General features: G+C 64.2%; 18 protein-coding genes. 13 read left to right on the top strand and 5 right to left on the bottom strand.

The window, feature by feature from the left end:
* The first annotated feature begins 3 nt into the window (after positions 1-3).
* Entirely contained in the window at positions 4-495 is a 492-nt protein-coding gene (ilvN, locus tag MY55_RS07090; protein WP_011134142.1) for an acetolactate synthase small subunit, read from the top strand.
* An 8-nt stretch (positions 496-503) separates the two neighbouring features.
* The gene (gene ilvC / locus MY55_RS07085; RefSeq protein ID WP_279625437.1) at positions 504-1,559 is read left to right on the top strand and encodes a ketol-acid reductoisomerase; all 1,056 of its coding nucleotides are present in this window, start codon (positions 504-506) and stop codon (positions 1,557-1,559) included.
* 73 nt (positions 1,560-1,632) lie between these two features.
* Here ilvC and MY55_RS07080 read toward each other — a convergent pair whose 3' ends face one another.
* The 3 genes from MY55_RS07080 to MY55_RS07070 form a co-directional block, all read right to left on the bottom strand.
* Complete coding sequence (locus MY55_RS07080; RefSeq protein ID WP_065202158.1) at positions 1,633-2,694, bottom strand: ferritin-like domain-containing protein; 1,062 nt, start codon at positions 2,692-2,694, stop codon at positions 1,633-1,635.
* A gap of 196 nt (positions 2,695-2,890) precedes the next feature.
* Positions 2,891-3,733 (bottom strand): archaetidylserine decarboxylase, encoded by an 843-nt coding sequence (gene asd / locus MY55_RS07075; RefSeq protein ID WP_043578328.1) that lies wholly within the window; start codon positions 3,731-3,733, stop codon positions 2,891-2,893.
* A 120-nt stretch (positions 3,734-3,853) separates the two neighbouring features.
* Positions 3,854-4,852, bottom strand: a complete 999-nt coding sequence (locus tag MY55_RS07070) for a DUF2860 family protein (protein WP_080509358.1) — start codon at positions 4,850-4,852, stop codon at positions 3,854-3,856.
* 349 nt (positions 4,853-5,201) lie between these two features.
* On the opposite strand from MY55_RS07070, the gene MY55_RS07065 reads away from it, so the two are divergent.
* On the top strand, positions 5,202-6,989 hold the full coding sequence (locus MY55_RS07065; RefSeq protein WP_043578335.1) for a 2-isopropylmalate synthase: 1,788 nt from the start codon (positions 5,202-5,204) through the stop codon (positions 6,987-6,989).
* A 229-nt stretch (positions 6,990-7,218) separates the two neighbouring features.
* Here the strand turns inward: MY55_RS07065 and MY55_RS07060 are convergent, their stop codons facing one another.
* Positions 7,219-7,662 (bottom strand): hypothetical protein, encoded by a 444-nt coding sequence (locus tag MY55_RS07060; RefSeq protein WP_043578338.1) that lies wholly within the window; start codon positions 7,660-7,662, stop codon positions 7,219-7,221.
* 111 nt (positions 7,663-7,773) lie between these two features.
* Between MY55_RS07060 and MY55_RS07055 the strand changes: the two genes are divergently transcribed.
* The 8 genes from MY55_RS07055 to MY55_RS07025 all read left to right on the top strand — a co-directional run bounded on the left by MY55_RS07055 (position 7,774) and on the right by MY55_RS07025 (position 15,081).
* Entirely contained in the window at positions 7,774-8,772 is a 999-nt protein-coding gene (locus MY55_RS07055; RefSeq protein ID WP_099049613.1) for a S66 family peptidase, read from the top strand.
* A 52-nt stretch (positions 8,773-8,824) separates the two neighbouring features.
* Positions 8,825-9,451, top strand: coding sequence for a dethiobiotin synthase (gene bioD / locus MY55_RS07050; protein ID WP_043578344.1), 627 nt, complete (start codon positions 8,825-8,827; stop codon positions 9,449-9,451).
* 76 nt (positions 9,452-9,527) lie between these two features.
* Positions 9,528-10,355: a class D beta-lactamase gene (blaOXA, locus tag MY55_RS07045; RefSeq protein WP_065202156.1), complete on the top strand. Its 828-nt coding sequence runs from the start codon at positions 9,528-9,530 to the stop codon at positions 10,353-10,355.
* A 352-nt stretch (positions 10,356-10,707) separates the two neighbouring features.
* Positions 10,708-11,823 carry a cytochrome c oxidase subunit II gene (gene coxB, locus MY55_RS07040; protein WP_043578353.1) on the top strand — a complete coding sequence of 372 codons (1,116 nt, stop codon included), beginning with the start codon at positions 10,708-10,710 and terminating at the stop codon, positions 11,821-11,823.
* Between the two features lie 9 nt (positions 11,824-11,832).
* Entirely contained in the window at positions 11,833-13,467 is a 1,635-nt protein-coding gene (gene ctaD / locus MY55_RS07035) for a cytochrome c oxidase subunit I (protein WP_047257722.1), read from the top strand.
* Positions 13,468-13,477: 10 nt separating this feature from the next.
* Complete coding sequence (locus tag MY55_RS07030) at positions 13,478-14,026, top strand: cytochrome c oxidase assembly protein (protein WP_065202155.1); 549 nt, start codon at positions 13,478-13,480, stop codon at positions 14,024-14,026.
* Positions 14,023-14,199 (top strand): DUF2970 domain-containing protein, encoded by a 177-nt coding sequence (locus MY55_RS22595; protein WP_076098003.1) that lies wholly within the window; start codon positions 14,023-14,025, stop codon positions 14,197-14,199. Before MY55_RS07030 ends, MY55_RS22595 begins: the two co-directional genes overlap by 4 nt.
* A 9-nt stretch (positions 14,200-14,208) precedes the next feature.
* On the top strand, positions 14,209-15,081 hold the full coding sequence (locus MY55_RS07025; protein WP_326912745.1) for a cytochrome c oxidase subunit 3: 873 nt from the start codon (positions 14,209-14,211) through the stop codon (positions 15,079-15,081).
* A 14-nt stretch (positions 15,082-15,095) separates the two neighbouring features.
* Here MY55_RS07025 and MY55_RS07020 read toward each other — a convergent pair whose 3' ends face one another.
* Positions 15,096-15,293: a DUF2909 family protein gene (locus tag MY55_RS07020; RefSeq protein WP_043578367.1), complete on the bottom strand. Its 198-nt coding sequence runs from the start codon at positions 15,291-15,293 to the stop codon at positions 15,096-15,098.
* Between MY55_RS07020 and MY55_RS22590 the strand changes: the two genes are divergently transcribed.
* Together MY55_RS22590 and MY55_RS07010 are read left to right on the top strand one after the other, a co-directional pair.
* Positions 15,292-16,014, top strand: coding sequence for an SURF1 family protein (locus tag MY55_RS22590; RefSeq protein WP_052258221.1), 723 nt, complete (start codon positions 15,292-15,294; stop codon positions 16,012-16,014). The genes MY55_RS07020 and MY55_RS22590 overlap by 2 nt on opposite strands.
* Positions 16,001-16,513: a hypothetical protein gene (locus MY55_RS07010; protein WP_047236578.1), complete on the top strand. Its 513-nt coding sequence runs from the start codon at positions 16,001-16,003 to the stop codon at positions 16,511-16,513. Before MY55_RS22590 ends, MY55_RS07010 begins: the two co-directional genes overlap by 14 nt.
* Positions 16,514-16,543: the final 30 nt, after the last annotated feature.

Here is a 16,543-nt window from a genome sequence, read left to right as displayed (position 1 = left end):
GGCATGCGACACATCTTATCCATACTTCTGGAAAACGAAGCGGGCGCCTTGTCCCGCGTGGTGGGGCTGTTTTCGGCCCGCGCCTACAACATCGATTCGCTGACAGTGTCCACCACCGAGGACCCGACGCTGTCGCGGATGACCATCGTCACCCACGGTTCCGACGAAGTCATCGAGCAGATCACCAAGCAGCTCAACAAGCTGATCGAGGTGGTCAAGGTGATAGACCTCAACGAATCCGAACACATCGAACGCGAGATGATGCTGATCAAGGTCCGCGCCGTAGGCAAGGACCGCGAGGAGATGAAGCGGATGGCCGACATCTTCCGCGGCCGCATCATCGACGTGACGGAAAAGACCTACACCATCGAGCTGACTGGTACGAGCGACAAGCTCGGCGCCTTTATCGAGGCGGTGGACCGCACAGTGATCCTGGAAACGGTCCGTACCGGCGCATCCGGCATCGGTCGAGGCGAACGGGTTCTGAAAATTTAAGCAGGGGGCTGCAAGCCCCTTGGCAAACCAATACCAAGGACAAAGAAATGAAAGTTTATTACGACAAAGACGCCGACCTCTCCATCATCAAGGGCAAGAAAGTGGCCATCATCGGCTACGGCTCGCAGGGCCATGCCCACGCGCAGAACCTGAAGGAATCGGGCGTCGACGTCATCGTAGGCCTGCGCAAGGACGGCGCGTCGTGGAAGAAGGCCGAAGCGGCCGGCCACAAGGTCAAGGAAGTGGCCGAGGCGGTGAAGAAGGCCGACGTGGTGATGATCCTGCTGCCGGACGAATCGCAGCCGGACGTCTACCACAAGGACATCGCCCCCAACCTGAAGAAGGGCGCGGCGCTGGCCTTCGCCCACGGCTTCAACATCCACTACAACCAGATCGTGCCGCCGGCCGATGTCGACGTGATCATGGTGGCGCCGAAAGGCCCGGGCCACACCGTGCGTTCCGAATACCTGAAGGGCGGCGGCGTGCCGACCTTGATCGCCGTCTACCAGGATAAATCCGGCAAGGCGCGCGACGTGGCGCTGTCCTACGCCGCGGCCAACGGCGGCACCAAGGGCGGCGTGATCGAAACCAACTTCCGCGAGGAAACCGAGACCGACCTGTTCGGCGAGCAGGCCGTGCTCTGCGGCGGCGCCGTCGAGCTGGTGAAGGCCGGCTTCGAGACGCTGGTGGAAGCCGGCTACGCGCCGGAAATGGCCTACTTCGAGTGCCTGCATGAACTGAAGCTGATCGTCGACCTGATGTACGAAGGCGGCATCGCCAACATGAACTACTCGATCTCCAACAACGCGGAGTATGGCGAGTACGTGACCGGTCCGGAAGTGGTGACCTCCGCCACCAAGGAAGCGATGAAGAAGGCGCTGTACCGCATCCAGAGCGGCGAATACGCGAAGATGTTCATCCTGGAAGGCAAGACCAACTACCCGTCCATGACCGCCCGCCGCCGTCTGACCGCCGCCCACCCGATCGAGAAGGTCGGCGCCGAGCTGCGCGCGATGATGCCGTGGATCGCCAATAACAAGCTGGTGGACCAGTCCAAGAACTGACCCATCGGTTTACGGGTTGGCAAACAGAAAGCCGGGCGATGCCCGGCTTTTTTCATGGCGGCGGCTGGCCGGCTCACTCGCTGGGAAAGGCCGGCACCGCGCCGGTTTGCCAGACCGCGGTGATCAGGTTCTGCAGATTGAACATGCTGTTGTAGAAGCTGCCCGGCATTTGCTGATTGGGCTGCGCGGTGTTGAAGCCGGTTTGCAGTTGCGCCATGAAGGCGCGGAAGCCGGCCTGCAATTGGCGCTGGGCCATTTCCTGCTCCGCCAGTTGTTGCTTGTCGGGGCGGGGAATCAGCGGGTAGACGGCGGGAATCCAGGGGGTGAGCCCCAGGCGCAGGATGTCGAGGATTTCATTGAATTTCAGGAAATGGCTCTGCGCCGGATCGAAATCGCTGGGGTCGTAATTGGCCGGATTTTCCGCCGGCGGCTGGTCGCGCAGCGGGATTTCCGCGGTGGCGCGGTTGCCTTCGCCTTGTTTGACGATGGCCTGCATCGCCGCCAGCGCCTGCTCCAGGCTGTTGATGGTCTGGCTGAAACCGGCGCCGTGCTGGTTTTTCTGCGCGTAGTCGGTGAAGTTGGCCTGTTGCTTGGTGTTGGCGGCCGCGCCGACGTACAGGTCTTTCCACTGCACCTTGACGGCGATTTCCAGCGCCTGGTACAGCTCGCCTATCGAGTTGTAGCGGGTTTGCTTGTTCCAGTCCGGCTTGCCGGGCGGCTCGGGCAACTCGATCACACAGAACAGCTTGAGCTGGTTGATGTCCAGCGGCCCCAGCTTGACTTGATAGCCGGCGTATTGCGGCGGCACGTCGGGTTTGAGGAAGGGAATGCCCTCGGTTTCTTCATTGCTGGGGAATGGATATCGCGGCGCGTAGCCCAGCGCGTTGCACAGATTGGAAATCAGCTCCAGGTGCAGCATTTCCTGGATCACCACGCTTTCGATCAGCTTGGCCACGCCCGGATAGGCCTGCTGATCGTCGGCGTTCAAGCCCTGCATCGAATACAGGGTGGTCAGGTACAGCGGGATGGTCCACAGCTCCACGTCCACCGCGGCCTGCAGATTGTCGTACAGCTCCTGCTGACTCCAGGTGGCGGGGTTGTGGATGGTTTTGCGCAAAACATCGGTGATGTGCATGGCTGCCTCCGGCGTTGATCGATTGCCGACCCGGCGGCATGAGCCGGGCGTGCCTTGTCATTTTTGGATAGGCAATCAAGTATTCCTACTTGATAGTTATTTTTACGTAAGCAGGGCCGCAGTTCGCGGATGACAGGGACGTGGCAGGGCTGCCGGGCGCAAAAAAACGGCGCTGGCGCGCCGTTGTGGAGTTGGCTCAGTCGGCCATTTTCTCGCCCAGCCGCACCGGGCTGGCGGGCTGCCATTGCGGGTTGAAGCGCAGCGGGCCGGCCGGGTACAGCAGCACCACGGTGGAGCCGAGCAGGAAGCGGCCCATTTCCTCGCCCTTGGCCAGGCGGATGTCCTGGCTGCGGTAATCCCATTTCTCCAGCGCCGGCCGGCGCGGCGGATTGACCACGCCGTGCCAGACGGTGGCCATGCTGCCGACGATGGTGGCGCCCACCAGCACCATCACGAACGGCTGCCCCTGCTCGTCCTCGAACAGGCACACCACGCGCTCGTTGCGCGCGAACAGCCTATCCACGCCGCGGGCGGTGGCCGGGTTCACCGAGTACAGCTCGCCCGGCACGTAAGTCATTTCCAGCAGCCGGCCGGCGCAGGGCATGTGGATGCGGTGGTAGTCGCGCGGGCTGAGGTAGATGGTGGCGAAGTGGCCGTCGGCGAAGCGGGCGGCCAGCTCGGCGTCGCCGGCCAAGAGCGCGGTGGCGCTGTAGTCGCGGCCCTTGGCCTGGAAGATGCGGCCGTTGTCTATCGCCCCCAACTGGCTGACCGCGCCGTCCACCGGGCAGACCTGTCGCGCGTCGGCGAGCGGGCGGACGCCGGGCTTGAGCGCGCGGGTGAAGAAATCGTTGAAGCTGGCGTAGGACGCCGGGTCGCTGTTTTGCGCTTCGCTCATGTCCACGTTGTAACGGGCGATGAAGCGGCGGATCAGCGCGGTGGTCAGGCTGCCGCCCTTCCAGCCGGCGACGCATCCCGCGAAACGGGTGAGGGCCAGCTTGGGCATCACGTGCTGGGACAATACAAACAGGCGCTCGGACACGGGCGTTCTCAAAATATTTAATGTAAACGGCGGATTATAACGCATGGCGTTGCGCATTGCCGGTTTGAGGCGGGGCGCGGCCGCAGTCCGGACTGGCGCCGGGCTGCGGCCGGTAGCGGGTCAGAAGCGGTAGCCGATGCCGACGTTGAGCGCGCGGGCCTGGGCGTCGAAGAAGCTGATGTCGGAATTGGACTGGCCATACACGCCGCTGACGAAGGCCGACCAGGCCTTGGCGCCGAACAGCTGCTTGCGGGTGTAGGTGGCGGTCAGCAGGTAGTCGTCGCTGTCGGCCTTGCGTCCGGCGAAAATCGGATTGCCGGCCTGGTAGCCGGTGCGGGCGATGGCCAGCGCGGCGCTCAGCTCATTGAGGTCGCCCTTGTAGGCATAGGCCAGTTGCAGGCCGCTGCGGGTGGTGCTCATCGCCTTGCCGTCCAGATCGTTGCGGACATAAATCAACGCCGGACTCAGGCTTTGCTGTCCGGCCGGATCCAGTTTCAGCGTGTAAGCGAGCTGCGCGCCGTATTGCTTGCCGTTGCGGTCGAGCAGGGCCTGGTTCGCCGCCGACAGCCCCAGGTTCTGCCCGCTTTGCTCCTGGTTCATCTTGACCTTGCCGTAGCTGAAGCTGGCGCTGAACGGCGTTTCCATGATGCCGTGCCAGCCGAACGCGAAGCCGTAGGTTTTCAGCTTGTCGTCGCTGCGCTCGGTATTCAGCGCGTAGGGGTCGCGCCAGACGCTGGCCTGGTCGTATTTCAGCGCGGCAGATAGGGTGCCGGCGCCCGGCAGCGTCTGGCGCACGCCGGCTTGCAGGCCGCCGCCCTCGCCCAGCGTAGCCAGCGGCTCCACGCTCAGGAACAGCTGGGTGCCGCTGCCGGGCAGCGCGTAGCGCAGGTTGGCGGACGGCACGCCGGTGACGTAATGCTGCGTCGCCGGGGATGAATTCAGGCTGGAAATCGAACGCTGGTCATCGCTGGGGGTTTTGAAGAAATTGGTTTCCACCCGGTAATAGCCGACGCCCAAGCCCAGCGATCCGGAAAAACCGCCGCCGGTCTGGCCGTCGTTTCCTTCCGCGCAGGCCATCAGCGGCATTCCCATCAGTACAAGGCAGGCAAGCTTTCGCATCGATCAGTCTCTATGAGTTGGTATGGGCGGCGCAGCATCCGGCGGGCCGGCTGCTACCAGTCGTTAAACATAATGTTTTTGATAATCAAATGCTAATTGAATTCATGTTGCGGCGCAATTGTCGAGACGGCATGGCGCGCGGCGCCAGTCGAATCGGCTGTCCACGGGCGGAAGCGCTAACGGAGGCGGTGGTTTTCGATAGCTAATTGCCGATTTATTCTACTAAATGTCTAATTTGTGTAGTTTGGACATTGGGTGTGACGAATTTTACACAGAAATCTGGCATTAAATTTGACGACATGTCCTTCTCTGGTTAGTGTGGTGTAAAACATGCTGCAGGAGCACATCGATGCAAGTGGATATAGAACGACTGGTGGCGGACTTCGGCGGGCCGGGGCGGCTGGCGGATGAATTGAACCGGTTGTTCCCAGACGAGCAGGTGAGCCGGGCGGCGATATACAAATGGAGGGAACGCGGCAGCCTGCCGCTGGCGCAGCTGAGCCGACTGGCGCAGCTGGCCGCCGGCCAGGGCAGGCGCTTTGATTTCAACGACTATCTGGTCGGCGAGCCGGCACAGGGAGCAGGGAGAGCTATCAATATGGGCGATCGTCTTTACATCTTCGACACCACCTTGCGCGACGGCGAGCAGTCGCCGGGCGCATCGATGACCAAGGAAGAGAAAATCCGCATCGCGCGCCAGCTGGAGCGGCTGGGCGTGGACATCATCGAGGCCGGCTTCGCCGCCGCCAGCCCGGGCGACTTCGACGCCATCCATGCGATCGCCGAGGTGATCAAGGAATCCACCGTCTGTAGCCTGGCCCGCGCCAACGAGCGCGACGTGCGCGCCGCCGGCGAAGCCATCAAGCCGGCCGCGCGCGGCCGCATCCATACTTTCATCGCCACTAGCCCCATCCACATGGAAAAGAAGCTGCGGATGAGTCCGGACGAGGTGGTGGACGCGGCGGTGAAGGCGGTGAAGATCGCCCGCGAATACACCGACGACGTCGAGTTCTCCGCCGAGGACGCGCTGCGCTCCGACATCGACTTCCTGGCCCGCATCTTCGGCGAAGTGATCAAGGCCGGCGCCACCACGCTGAATGTGCCGGACACCGTCGGCTACGCTGTGCCGCGCCTGACCGAGGCTTTCTTCCGCGAGCTGATCGCCCGCACGCCGGGCGGCGACCGGGTGGTGTGGTCGGCGCATTGCCACAACGATCTGGGCATGGCGGTGGCCAACAGCCTGGCCGCGGTGCTGGGCGGCGCGCGCCAGGTGGAGTGCACCATCAACGGCCTGGGCGAGCGCGCCGGCAACGCCAGCCTGGAAGAAATCGTGATGGCGGTGAAGACCCGCCGCGACGTGTTCGGCGTCGACAGCGCGGTCGATGCCACCCAGATCGTGCCGGCATCCAAGCTGGTGTCGACTGTCACCGGCTACCCGGTGCAGCCGAATAAGGCCATCGTCGGCGCCAACGCCTTCGCCCACGAGTCCGGCATCCACCAGGACGGCGTGCTCAAGCACCGCGAAACCTATGAAATCATGTCGGCCGAGTCGGTGGGCTGGAGCGCCAACCGCCTGACGCTGGGCAAGTTGTCCGGCCGCAACGCCTTCAAGACCAAGCTGGCCGAGCTGGGCATCGTGCTGGACAGCGAAGAGGCGCTGAACGCCGCCTTCGCCCGCTTCAAGGAGCTGGCCGACAAGAAGCGCGAGATCTTCGACGAAGACCTGCACGCGCTGGTGTCGGACGAAATGGTGGCGATCGAGCAGGAGCATTACAAGTTCGTGTCGCTGCGCATCGCCACCGAAACCGGCGAGGCGCCGCAGGCCAGCATCGTGTTCGCCGAGAGCGGCCAGGAGCGCCATGCCGAATCCAGCGGCTCCGGCCCGGTGGACGCCGCGTTCAAGGCGATAGAAAGCATCGCCCACAGCGGCGCCGAGCTGCAGCTGTATTCGGTCAACGCCATCACCAAGGGCACCGAGTCGCAAGGCGAGGTCACCGTGCGCCTGCAGCAGGACGGCCGCATCGTCAACGGCCAGGGCGCCGACACCGACATCATCGTCGCCAGCGCCAAGGCCTATCTGTCGGCGCTGAACAAGCTCTCCAGCGAAGTGAAGGTGCACGCCCAGGCCATAGTCTGATTTTTCGATTTCCCGGCGCGGCAGCGCGGACCGGGGGAGGCGGCAAGGTTTTCCATCCCGTTCTTGTCGTTGCGCCCGCCGGCCCGCCCTGCCAGACCGAACAGGCTTTCACTCCATCCCGCGTGAAATCCGCAGGCCTATCCGGCCAACCTATTGCGCCACGGCTCACAAGGCAGACGGCACAGCGCCGACCCACGAGGTCGGCGTTGCCATGCCGCCGGCGCTGCCATCAGGTCGCCAATGCCGGCTGCGCCGCCTGCAGCAGCTTGCGGTAGCCGGCCATCCTCGCCCAGTGGATCACCCACAGCGCGATGGCGGGAATCACCGCGATCAGGTTGGCGTAGGGCACGAAGCACAGCGCCAGCAGGATGGCCAGAGCCAGGCTGACGCCGGCGGCGCCGTCGCCGGGCAGGCCGCGTTGCGCCGCCTCCCGTTTCAGCGCGTTGGACAGCAGGATGATGTAGACCATGTACCAGATCACGCCGACGAAGGGGATCAGCGCCAGCCAGACCAGGCCGCCGGCCAGCGGCCGGTTGACCTCGCTGATCGCGTTCATCGTCTGGTGCAGCGTCAGGTAGTAGAAGATGCTGACCGCCAGCGCCAGCGCGCCCGCGACCACCAGCATCATGATGCCCATGCCGGCCAGCGTCGCGAAGGCTTCGTTTTCGTTCATATCCGGCTCCTCTCTGTCATAGATTAGTTGTGGAGCTTGATTCTTGCATGACGTTCGGGTTATTGCTTGTGGCTAGACCTAGGATTTATGCCACTATCCGGAGACAGCGCGATGCGTCATTTGCAGCCGGGCGATATGCTCGCCTGTTTCAGTCCTTCTTTTCCCATCACGGCGAGGCAGCCGGCGCGTTACCGGCGCGCGGTGGAGTTTGTCGGCAGGCAGGGATTGCGTTTCCTGCCCGGCGCGTTGACCGGCGCCGACGACGGCTACCGTTCCGGCAGCGCCCGCGAGCGGGCGGCGGAGTTCAATGCCTTGCTGCGCAACCCCGAGGTGCGTTGCATCATGTCCACCATTGGCGGCAGCAACAGCAATGCGATGCTGCCTTATCTGGACTATGACGCCTTCCGCCGCGATCCCAAGATCGTGGTCGGCTATTCCGACGCCACCGCGATCCTGCTGGCCCTGTATGCGAAAACCGGAGTCCCGACTTTTTATGGCCCTGCGCTGGTCGCGTCGCTGGGCGAGTTTCCGCCGCTGGTGGAGGAGACCTGGCGGGCTTTTGCAGCATTGGCGATGGGGGAGCCGTCCTATCCATACGCATTGCGGATGCCCGCGCATTGGAGCGATGAACGTCTGCCGTGGGAGAGCCAGGATCGGCCCAAGACGCTGCAAGCCAACCAGTGGCGCTGCATTCAACCTGGCCGCGCTGAGGGCCGCCTGATAGGCGGCAATCTCAATACGCTGTACGGCTTTCTCGCCAGCGAATATTTTCCGCCTATCCGCCAAGGGGACATCCTGTTGTTGGAGGATGGCCTGAAAGATGCGGCCACGGTGGAGAAGAACCTCGCCATGCTGAAGCTGGCCGGGATATTCGACAAAGCCGGCGCGGTTTTGCTGGGCAAGCATGAGGGTTTCGATGATTGCGGCACTGGCCGCAGACCGTCCTACATTCTGCTGGAGGTGCTGGATGGCCTGCCGCTGCCCATACTCGCCGACTTCGACTGCTGCCATACCCACCCGATGCTCACCCTGCCGCTGGGGGTGAATGTCAGGGTGGATGCGGGCGAATCGATGGTGGAAATACTGGAAGACTGGCGCGCGCTGGTGTAGAACTGCCGCTGTTTCGCCGTTTTCCGGCGGTTTCACCACAGGACATACCGCAATGAGCCAGGGCTATTTCATCACCGGCACCGATACCGAGATCGGCAAAACCCATTCCGCAGTCGAGCTGATCCGCCATTACCGGGGGCAAGGCAGATCGGTGCTGGCGATGAAGCCGGTGGCGTCCGGTTGCGAGATTTTGCCGGATGGCCGCTGGCATAACGACGATGTGGCGCGTTTGACCGCCGCCACTGGGCAAACCGATCTGGAGCTGATGAATCCCTACCGCTTTTTGCCGCCGGTGTCGCCGCACATCGCCGCGCGCCAGGCGGGAGTGGAGATCGACTTGGCGCGCATCCGCCAGCATTATGAGCAACTGGCGGCGCAGGCCGACATCGTGCTGGTCGAAGGCGCGGGCGGTTGGCTGGCGCCATTGACCGATGCGCTGTTCATGGAGGATTTGGCGCGGGATTTGGCCCTGCCGGTGATCCTGGTGGTGGGCATGCGGCTGGGATGCATCAACCACGCGTTGCTGACGGCGCGCGCCATCCAGGGCAGCGGCCTGGCGCTGGCCGGCTGGGTGGCCAATTGTCCGCAGCCGCGGCAGGCCGCGTATGACGAGAATCTGGAAACCCTCAAGCGCCATATCCCGGCGCCGATGCTGCTGGAAATCCCGTACCAGCCATGATTCGCCGCGGCGTCGGGAACATCCGCGCCGGCTGGCTGACAGATATCTACTCTGATCATCCGGACAAGGAAATTCAATGAAGCACCCGATCGCGCTGGCGGCAGGCTGGCTGGCAGCCGTCTGCGCCCTCGCGCCAGCCCAGGCCAAGACGATTTGCACGGCGGTGGCCGATGGCCACAGCGGCGCCATCCTGCTGCAGCAGGGCGATTGCCGCGATCGCGTCTCGCCGGCGTCCACATTCAAGATCCCGCTGGCGGTGATGGGATACGATGCCGGCTTTCTCAAGAGCGAGCATGCGCCGGCGCTGCCCTACCGCCAGGGTTATGTCGACTGGGGCGGCGAGGCGTGGCGGCAGGACACCGATCCGACGCGCTGGCTGAAATATTCGGTAGTGTGGTATTCGCAGCAGATTACCCACCGCCTGGGCGCCGAGGCGCTGGGCCGCTACGTGCGGGCATTCGGCTACGGCAATGCCGATTTCTCCGGCGATCCCGGCAAGAACAATGGCCTGGAGCGGGCTTGGATCGGCTCTTCGCTGAAAGTGTCGCCGTTGGAGCAAGTGGCTTTCCTCGACAATCTGCTGCACGACCGGCTGCCGGCCTCGCCAGAGGCGCAACGGTTGGCGCGCAGCATCGTCGAACAAACCGCGCTGCCCGGCGGCTGGAACGTGCGCGGCAAAACCGGCATGGCTTACCCCTGGCTGCGGAACGGCAAGCAGGATCTGGCGCACCCGTATGGCTGGTTCGTCGGCTGGGCCGAGCAGGGAGAGCGCCGGCTGATATTCGCCCGCCTGATCCAGGACGATGGCAAACTGCCGGGCACCCCAGGCGTGCGCTCGCGCGAGGCCTTTCTCAAGGAACTGCCCGCGCTGGCGGATGGGCTGGCCGACGGCAAGCGCCGCTGACCCCATGGCTAGGCGATGACGGCCGCTGTGCGACTCGCATCCGGCCTGTCACTCCGGCCAGCAGGCGCATGTTGGCGGGCCGCGTCCAAACGCGCCGCCGGATGGCCCGAGGCCTGGCATGCCGACGCGGCGGCGCGCGCCGCCCGGCGAATGGCTGTGCCGCAACGGGCCCGATCGGCTGCGGCGGCAGCGTTCAGGCCGCGGCTTATCCTCTTGTCCCGCGGCATTGCGCCGCGTCATGACAGCTTCTTGTTTTTCCTGACTTAGCTCCTACGATGAAAGCATGCCGGGCCTAACCGGCGGCTGTGCATGCATTTCATTGTGTCGGTCATTTGACCACCAGGGGGGCGACATGTCTTGTTTGCGCATTCTGTGCTGTTTGCTGCTGGCCGCGCAAAGCGCGGCGGCGGCGGAATTCAACCTGCAGGCGCCGGTCACCCCGCTGGCGCGCACCGAATACCATCTGCACACCCTGCTGCTGATCATCACCGGCGTCATCTTCGCCGTGGTGTTCCTGGTGATGCTGTACTCCATCATCCGCCACCGCAAGTCGGCCGGGCACCAGGCCAAGCAGTTCCACGAAAACACCACGGTGGAAATCATCTGGACCGTGGTGCCGCTGCTGATCCTGGTACTGATCGCCCTGCCCGCCACCCGGGCGGTGCTGGCCCAGAAAGGCACTCGCAACGAGGACATGACCATCAAGGTCACCGGCTACCAGTGGAAGTGGCGCTACGACTATCTGGATGACAACTTCGGCTTCGTCAGCCACTTGTCCACGCCGCGCGAGGCGATAGAGGGCAAGATCCCGCGGCCGGCCAATTACCTGCTGGAGGTGGACGAGCCGCTGGTGGTGCCGACCAACCGCAAGATCCGCCTGCTGCTGACCGCCAACGACGTCATCCACTCCTGGTGGGTGCCGCAGCTGGGCGTCAAGCAGGACGCGGTGCCCGGCTTCCTGCGCGACAGCTGGATGCTGATAGAACAGCCGGGCACCTACCGCGGCCAGTGTTCGGAACTGTGCGGCAAGGACCACGGCTTCATGCCCATCGTGGTGGTGGCCAAGTCGCCGGACGACTACGCCAAGTGGCGCGAGGCCAAGATCAAGCAGATGGCGGCCAGCGCCGACGATCCCAACAAGGTGTGGAAGCTGGAGGACCTGAAGGCCCGCGGCGAGAAGATCTACACCCAGAACTGCATTCCTTGCCATCAGGCCAACGGCAAGGGCATTCCCGGCACTTTCCCCGCGCTGGACGGCTCGCCCATCGCCACCGGCGACAAGGCCGCCCATATCGAGATCGTGCTGTTCGGCGGCAAGAAGAACCCGGCGATGGCGGCCTGGGGCAAGCAGCTGTCCGATACCGACATCGCGGCGGTGATCACCTACGAGCGCAACAGCTGGGGCAACCATACCGGCCAGGCGGTGCAGCCCAAAGAAGTGAAGGCCGCGCGCGGCAAAGCGGCATAAGGAGACGTCATGGCAATCGCAGAAACCACCCACGCCGGCGGCGCCCACCACGGCAAGCCGCACGGCATCGCACGCTGGCTGATGGCCACCAACCACAAGGACATCGGCACGATGTACCTGTGGTTCTCCTTCACCATGTTCCTGTCCGGCGGCGTGCTGGCGCTGTGCATACGCGCCGAGTTGTTCAGCCCCGGCCTGCGCTTCTTCCAGCCGGAGCTGTTCAACCAGCTGACCACGCTGCACGGCCTGATCATGGTGTTCGGCGCCATCATGCCGGCCTTCACCGGCATGGCCAACTGGATGCTGCCGCTGATGATAGGCGCGCCGGACATGGCTTTCGCGCGGATGAACAACTGGAGCTTCTGGCTGCTGCCGCCGGCGGCGCTGCTGCTGTTGCTGTCGTTCGCGGTGCCGGGCGGCGCGGCGGCGGCCGGCTGGACGCTGTACGCGCCCCTGTCCACCCAGATGGGCGTGGGGATGGACATGACCATCTTCGCCATCCACATTCTGGGTATCAGCTCCATCATGGGCTCGATCAACATCATCGTCACCATCCTCAACCTGCGGGCGCCGGGCATGACGATGATGAAGATGCCGATGTTCGCCTGGGCCAGCCTGATCACCGCCTATCTGATCATCGCGGTGATGCCGGTGCTGGCCGGGGTGGTGACCATGGTGCTGGCCGACCGCCACTTCGGCAGCCACTTCTTCAACGCCGCCGGCGGCGGCGACCCCATTCTCTACCAGCATGTGTTCTGGTTCTTCGGCCACCCCGAGGTCTACATCATGGCGCTGCCGGCCTTCGGCATCGTCAGCCAGGTGATTCCGACCTTCGCGCGCAAGCCCCTGTTCGGCTACACCTCGATGGTTTACGCCACCAGCTCCATCGGCGTGCTGTCGTTCATGGTGTGGGCGCACCACATGTTCGCCACCGGCATGCCGGCCACCGCCCAGCTGTTCTTCATGTACGCGACGATGCTGATCGCGGTGCCCACCGGGGTAAAGGTGTTCAACTGGATCGCCACCATGTGGGAAGGCAGCATGACGTTCGAGACGCCGATGCTGTTCTCCATCGGCTTCATCCTGCTGTTCACCATCGGCGGGCTGTCCGGCATCACCCTCAGCGTGGCGGCGGTGGACATCCAGCTGCACGCCAGCTACTACGTGGTGGCGCATTTCCACTATGTGCTGGTGGCCGGCGCGCTGTTCAGCCTGTTCTCCGCCATCTATTACTGGTTTCCCAAGATGAGCGGCCGGATGTACAGCGAGAGGCTGGGCAAGCTGCATTTCTGGTGGTCGATGATCTGGTTCAACGTCACCTTCTTCCCGATGCACTTCCTCGGGCTGGCGGGCATGCCGCGGCGGATTCCCGACTACGCGCTGCAGTTCACCGAATTCAACCAGATCGCCAGCGTCGGCGCCTTCATGTTCGGCCTGGGCCAGCTGATCTTCCTGTACAACATCCTGCATTCGCTGCGGCACGGCGCGGTCGCGCCGCAAAGGCCGTGGGAGGGCGCCAACACGCTGGAGTGGGAGCTGCCGACCCCGGCGCCCTACCACAGCTTCGAGCAGGCGCCCAAGCTCGAGGTCGGGGAGAACGGCGTGATCCTGTCCCACCTGCCAGGCGAGCCGCGCGCGCATTGAGGATGACGCAATGGACACGGCCGCCAGGACGCAGCGCCGCAACTTCCGCCTGATGGGGCGGTTGATGGTGATCGCCGCGCTGATGTTCGGCTTCGCCTGGGGCATGATTCCGCTGTACCGGATCGTCTGCGAGCAGACCGGCCTGAACGATGTGGTGAAGGCGGACGAGCTGTCCAGCGGCGACCTGGCGGCCGGCGGCGCCGAAGTCGACATGACCTTCGACGCCACGGTGCAGGCGGGCTTGCCATGGCAGGTCAGACCGCTGACCAGGCATCTGAAGGTCAAACCCGGCACCTTCGTCCAGGTGCAGTACCAGATCACCAATGCCAGCCCGCACGAGGTGGTCGGCCAGGCGCTGCCGCGCTACCTGCCCGGCGAGGCCGCGCAGTATGTGAAGAAACTGGAGTGCTTCTGCTTCACCCAGCAGCGTTTCCTGCCGGGACAGACCCGCACCTTTCCGGTGGTGTTCGTGATCGACCGCAAGCTGCCGGCCTCGATCGCCAGCATCACGCTGGCTTACACCGTGTTCGATGTGCCGGGGCAGGGAGGCAAGTCATGAGCTGGGTGCAAGGAGTGCGGGCGGTGCTGGGCGCTTTCATCGGCGTGCGCAAGGGTTCCGCGGCCAGGGTGGATCAGATCTTGAAGCCGTGGCAGTTGATCGCGACGGCCCTGCTGCTGATGGCGGGGCTGATCGCGCTGTTGCTGTTGGTGGTGTCCTGGGTGACCAGCTAGGAGGAAGACATGTCAACTGAGCAAATGGCGTCCGTCGCCGAGCAGGACCGATATTTCGTGCCGCCGCCATCGCGCTGGCCCATGGTGGGGGCGGTGGCGCTGTTCTTCATCGGGCTGGGCGCGGCTTTCGCGGTCAACGGCCTGCTGTTGGGCAAGCTGTCGCTGGGGCTGGGCTTCCTGATCCTAGTGTTCATGCTGGTGGGCTGGTTCGGCGATGTGATCCGCGAAAGCCGCCATGGCGTTTACCTAGGGCGCGAGGACATGTCCTTCCGCTGGGGGATGGGCTGGTTCATCTTTTCCGAGGTGATGTTCTTCGGCGCCTTCTTCGGCGCGCTGTTCTGGGTGCGTACGGTGTCGGTGCCGCTGCTGGGCTCGCTGGACTACAAGATGCTGTACCCGGACTTCCAGGCGTCGTGGCCGCTGGCCACCGGGCCGGGCATCACCGAGGCTTACCAGGCGATGGAGGCCTGGGGGCTGCCGGCGTTCAATACGCTGATCCTGCTCAGCTCCGGCGCCACCGTCACCTGGGCGCACTGGGGGCTGCTGCAAGGCAAGCGCGAGCAATTCAAGCTGGGATTGCTGCTGACGGTGCTGCTGGGCTTCTCTTTTCTGACGCTGCAGCTGCACGAGTACGGCCATGCGTTTTCCACGCTGCATCTGACGCTGGCTTCCGGCGCCTACGGCATGACCTTCTTCATGCTGACCGGCTTCCACGGCCTGCACGTGCTGCTGGGTTCCATCATCTTGCTGGTGGTGTGGTTGCGCGCGTTGAACGGGCATTTCGACGCCAGCCAGCATTTCGCCTTCGAGGCGGCCAGCTGGTACTGGCACTTCGTCGATGTGGTATGGCTGCTGCTGTTCATCTTCGTTTACTGGCTATGAACGGGGGGCGGCAGTCAAACCTGGTGCGGGCGCCACCAGCCGAACAGCGCGCCCAGCAGCAATAACAGGAACAGGCCGATGGAGAGCCCGACCCGCAGGGTCAGCGATCTGACCAGACGTTGGGAGCCATGCTCGGCTTTGAGCAGTCCGGTCAGCCCCCAGAACAACGCCAGGACGATGCAGACAAGCAAGAACAGGATGACGAGTTTCATGACCGTATCCTCCACACATTCCGATTCGGAAAAGAAGCAGCGCCGGCCAGGGTGGCAGCGGACGCTATGGCTGCTGCTCCTGCTGATCACCTTATTGCCTTATGCATTGGCAGTATGGCAGTGGCAGCGGGGTCAAGACAAGGAAGTGCTGATGCGCTCGCTGACCAGCGCGATGAGCACCGCGCCGGTTGGCTTGGTGTACCGGGAGGCGGAGCCGCCGCCGGCCTTCACCCGGGTGCGGCTGGCGCAGGGCGAGCCGGCCGGACCGGTCATCGAGCTGCGCAACAGCTATCTGGGCGGCCAGAGCGGCCGCCGCATCCTGCAGCCCTGGCGGCAGGGGCCGGACCGTTCACTGGTGTTGCTGGATTTGGGATGGCTGGTGGACGGCGCCAAAATGCCTGACTTTCCGCCGGAACAGATTCAGCCGCAGGGCTACCGGATGCCGACGCCCCATCATTTCGTCCTGTCCGGCGCGGCCAAGGGTACGGCGGGACCGGTGGACGAGGTGGACGAGGCGGCGCTGCGCCGCCGTTATCCCGGGCATTGGTTCCAGGGCGTGGTGGTGCTGGAGAACTCTCCCGACCCGCTGCTGCACTGGCCGGTGGTGCCGGAGTTCATGCCGGATCGACATTACGCCTACGCCATCCAGTGGCTGTTGTTGGGATTTTGCCTGACCGGCTTGAGCTGGCTGATGTGGAGACGCCGACATGAAGTCCATTAAGCGCGGACAAAGAGCGCTGATCGCGATGGCCCTGCTATGCCTGGCGCCGGTGGTGGCGGCGTGGCTGGCCTATGCGCTGCTGCCGCCGGGAGGCGGACGCAGCTACGGCCAGTTGTTGCCCACCCATCCCTTCGCCGCGTCCGGCCAGCCGGAGTGGCCGCGCGGCAAGTGGGTGCTGGCCTCGGTGCTGGGCGCGGACTGCCATAACCGCTGCCGGCAGCGCTGGTATGCGATGCGGCAGATTGAACGGGCGCAAGGAGAGGCGGCATCCCGGCTGACCCGGGTGGCGCTGCTGGTGTCGCCGCGGGCGGCGGCGATGGACGATGTTCCGCACAGGCTGCCTCATATTTCCGCTCAGGCGCTGCCGGCGGGCAACCAGGGCTTTTACCTGGTGGACCCGCTGGGCAATCAGGTGATGTTCTACCAGGACGGCGCCGACCCGCGGCGGATCATCGATGAAGTGGCGAAGGTGCTGAAGGTGAACAACGGCTTGGGCTGAGCCGGCGGCTGGCCGGCGGACGCGTTGCGC

The organism is Chromobacterium subtsugae (assembly GCF_001676875.1).
GTDB classification, from domain to species: Bacteria; Pseudomonadota; Gammaproteobacteria; order Burkholderiales; family Chromobacteriaceae; genus Chromobacterium; species Chromobacterium subtsugae.
This window is presented reverse-complemented; position numbering and strand designations above follow the sequence as displayed.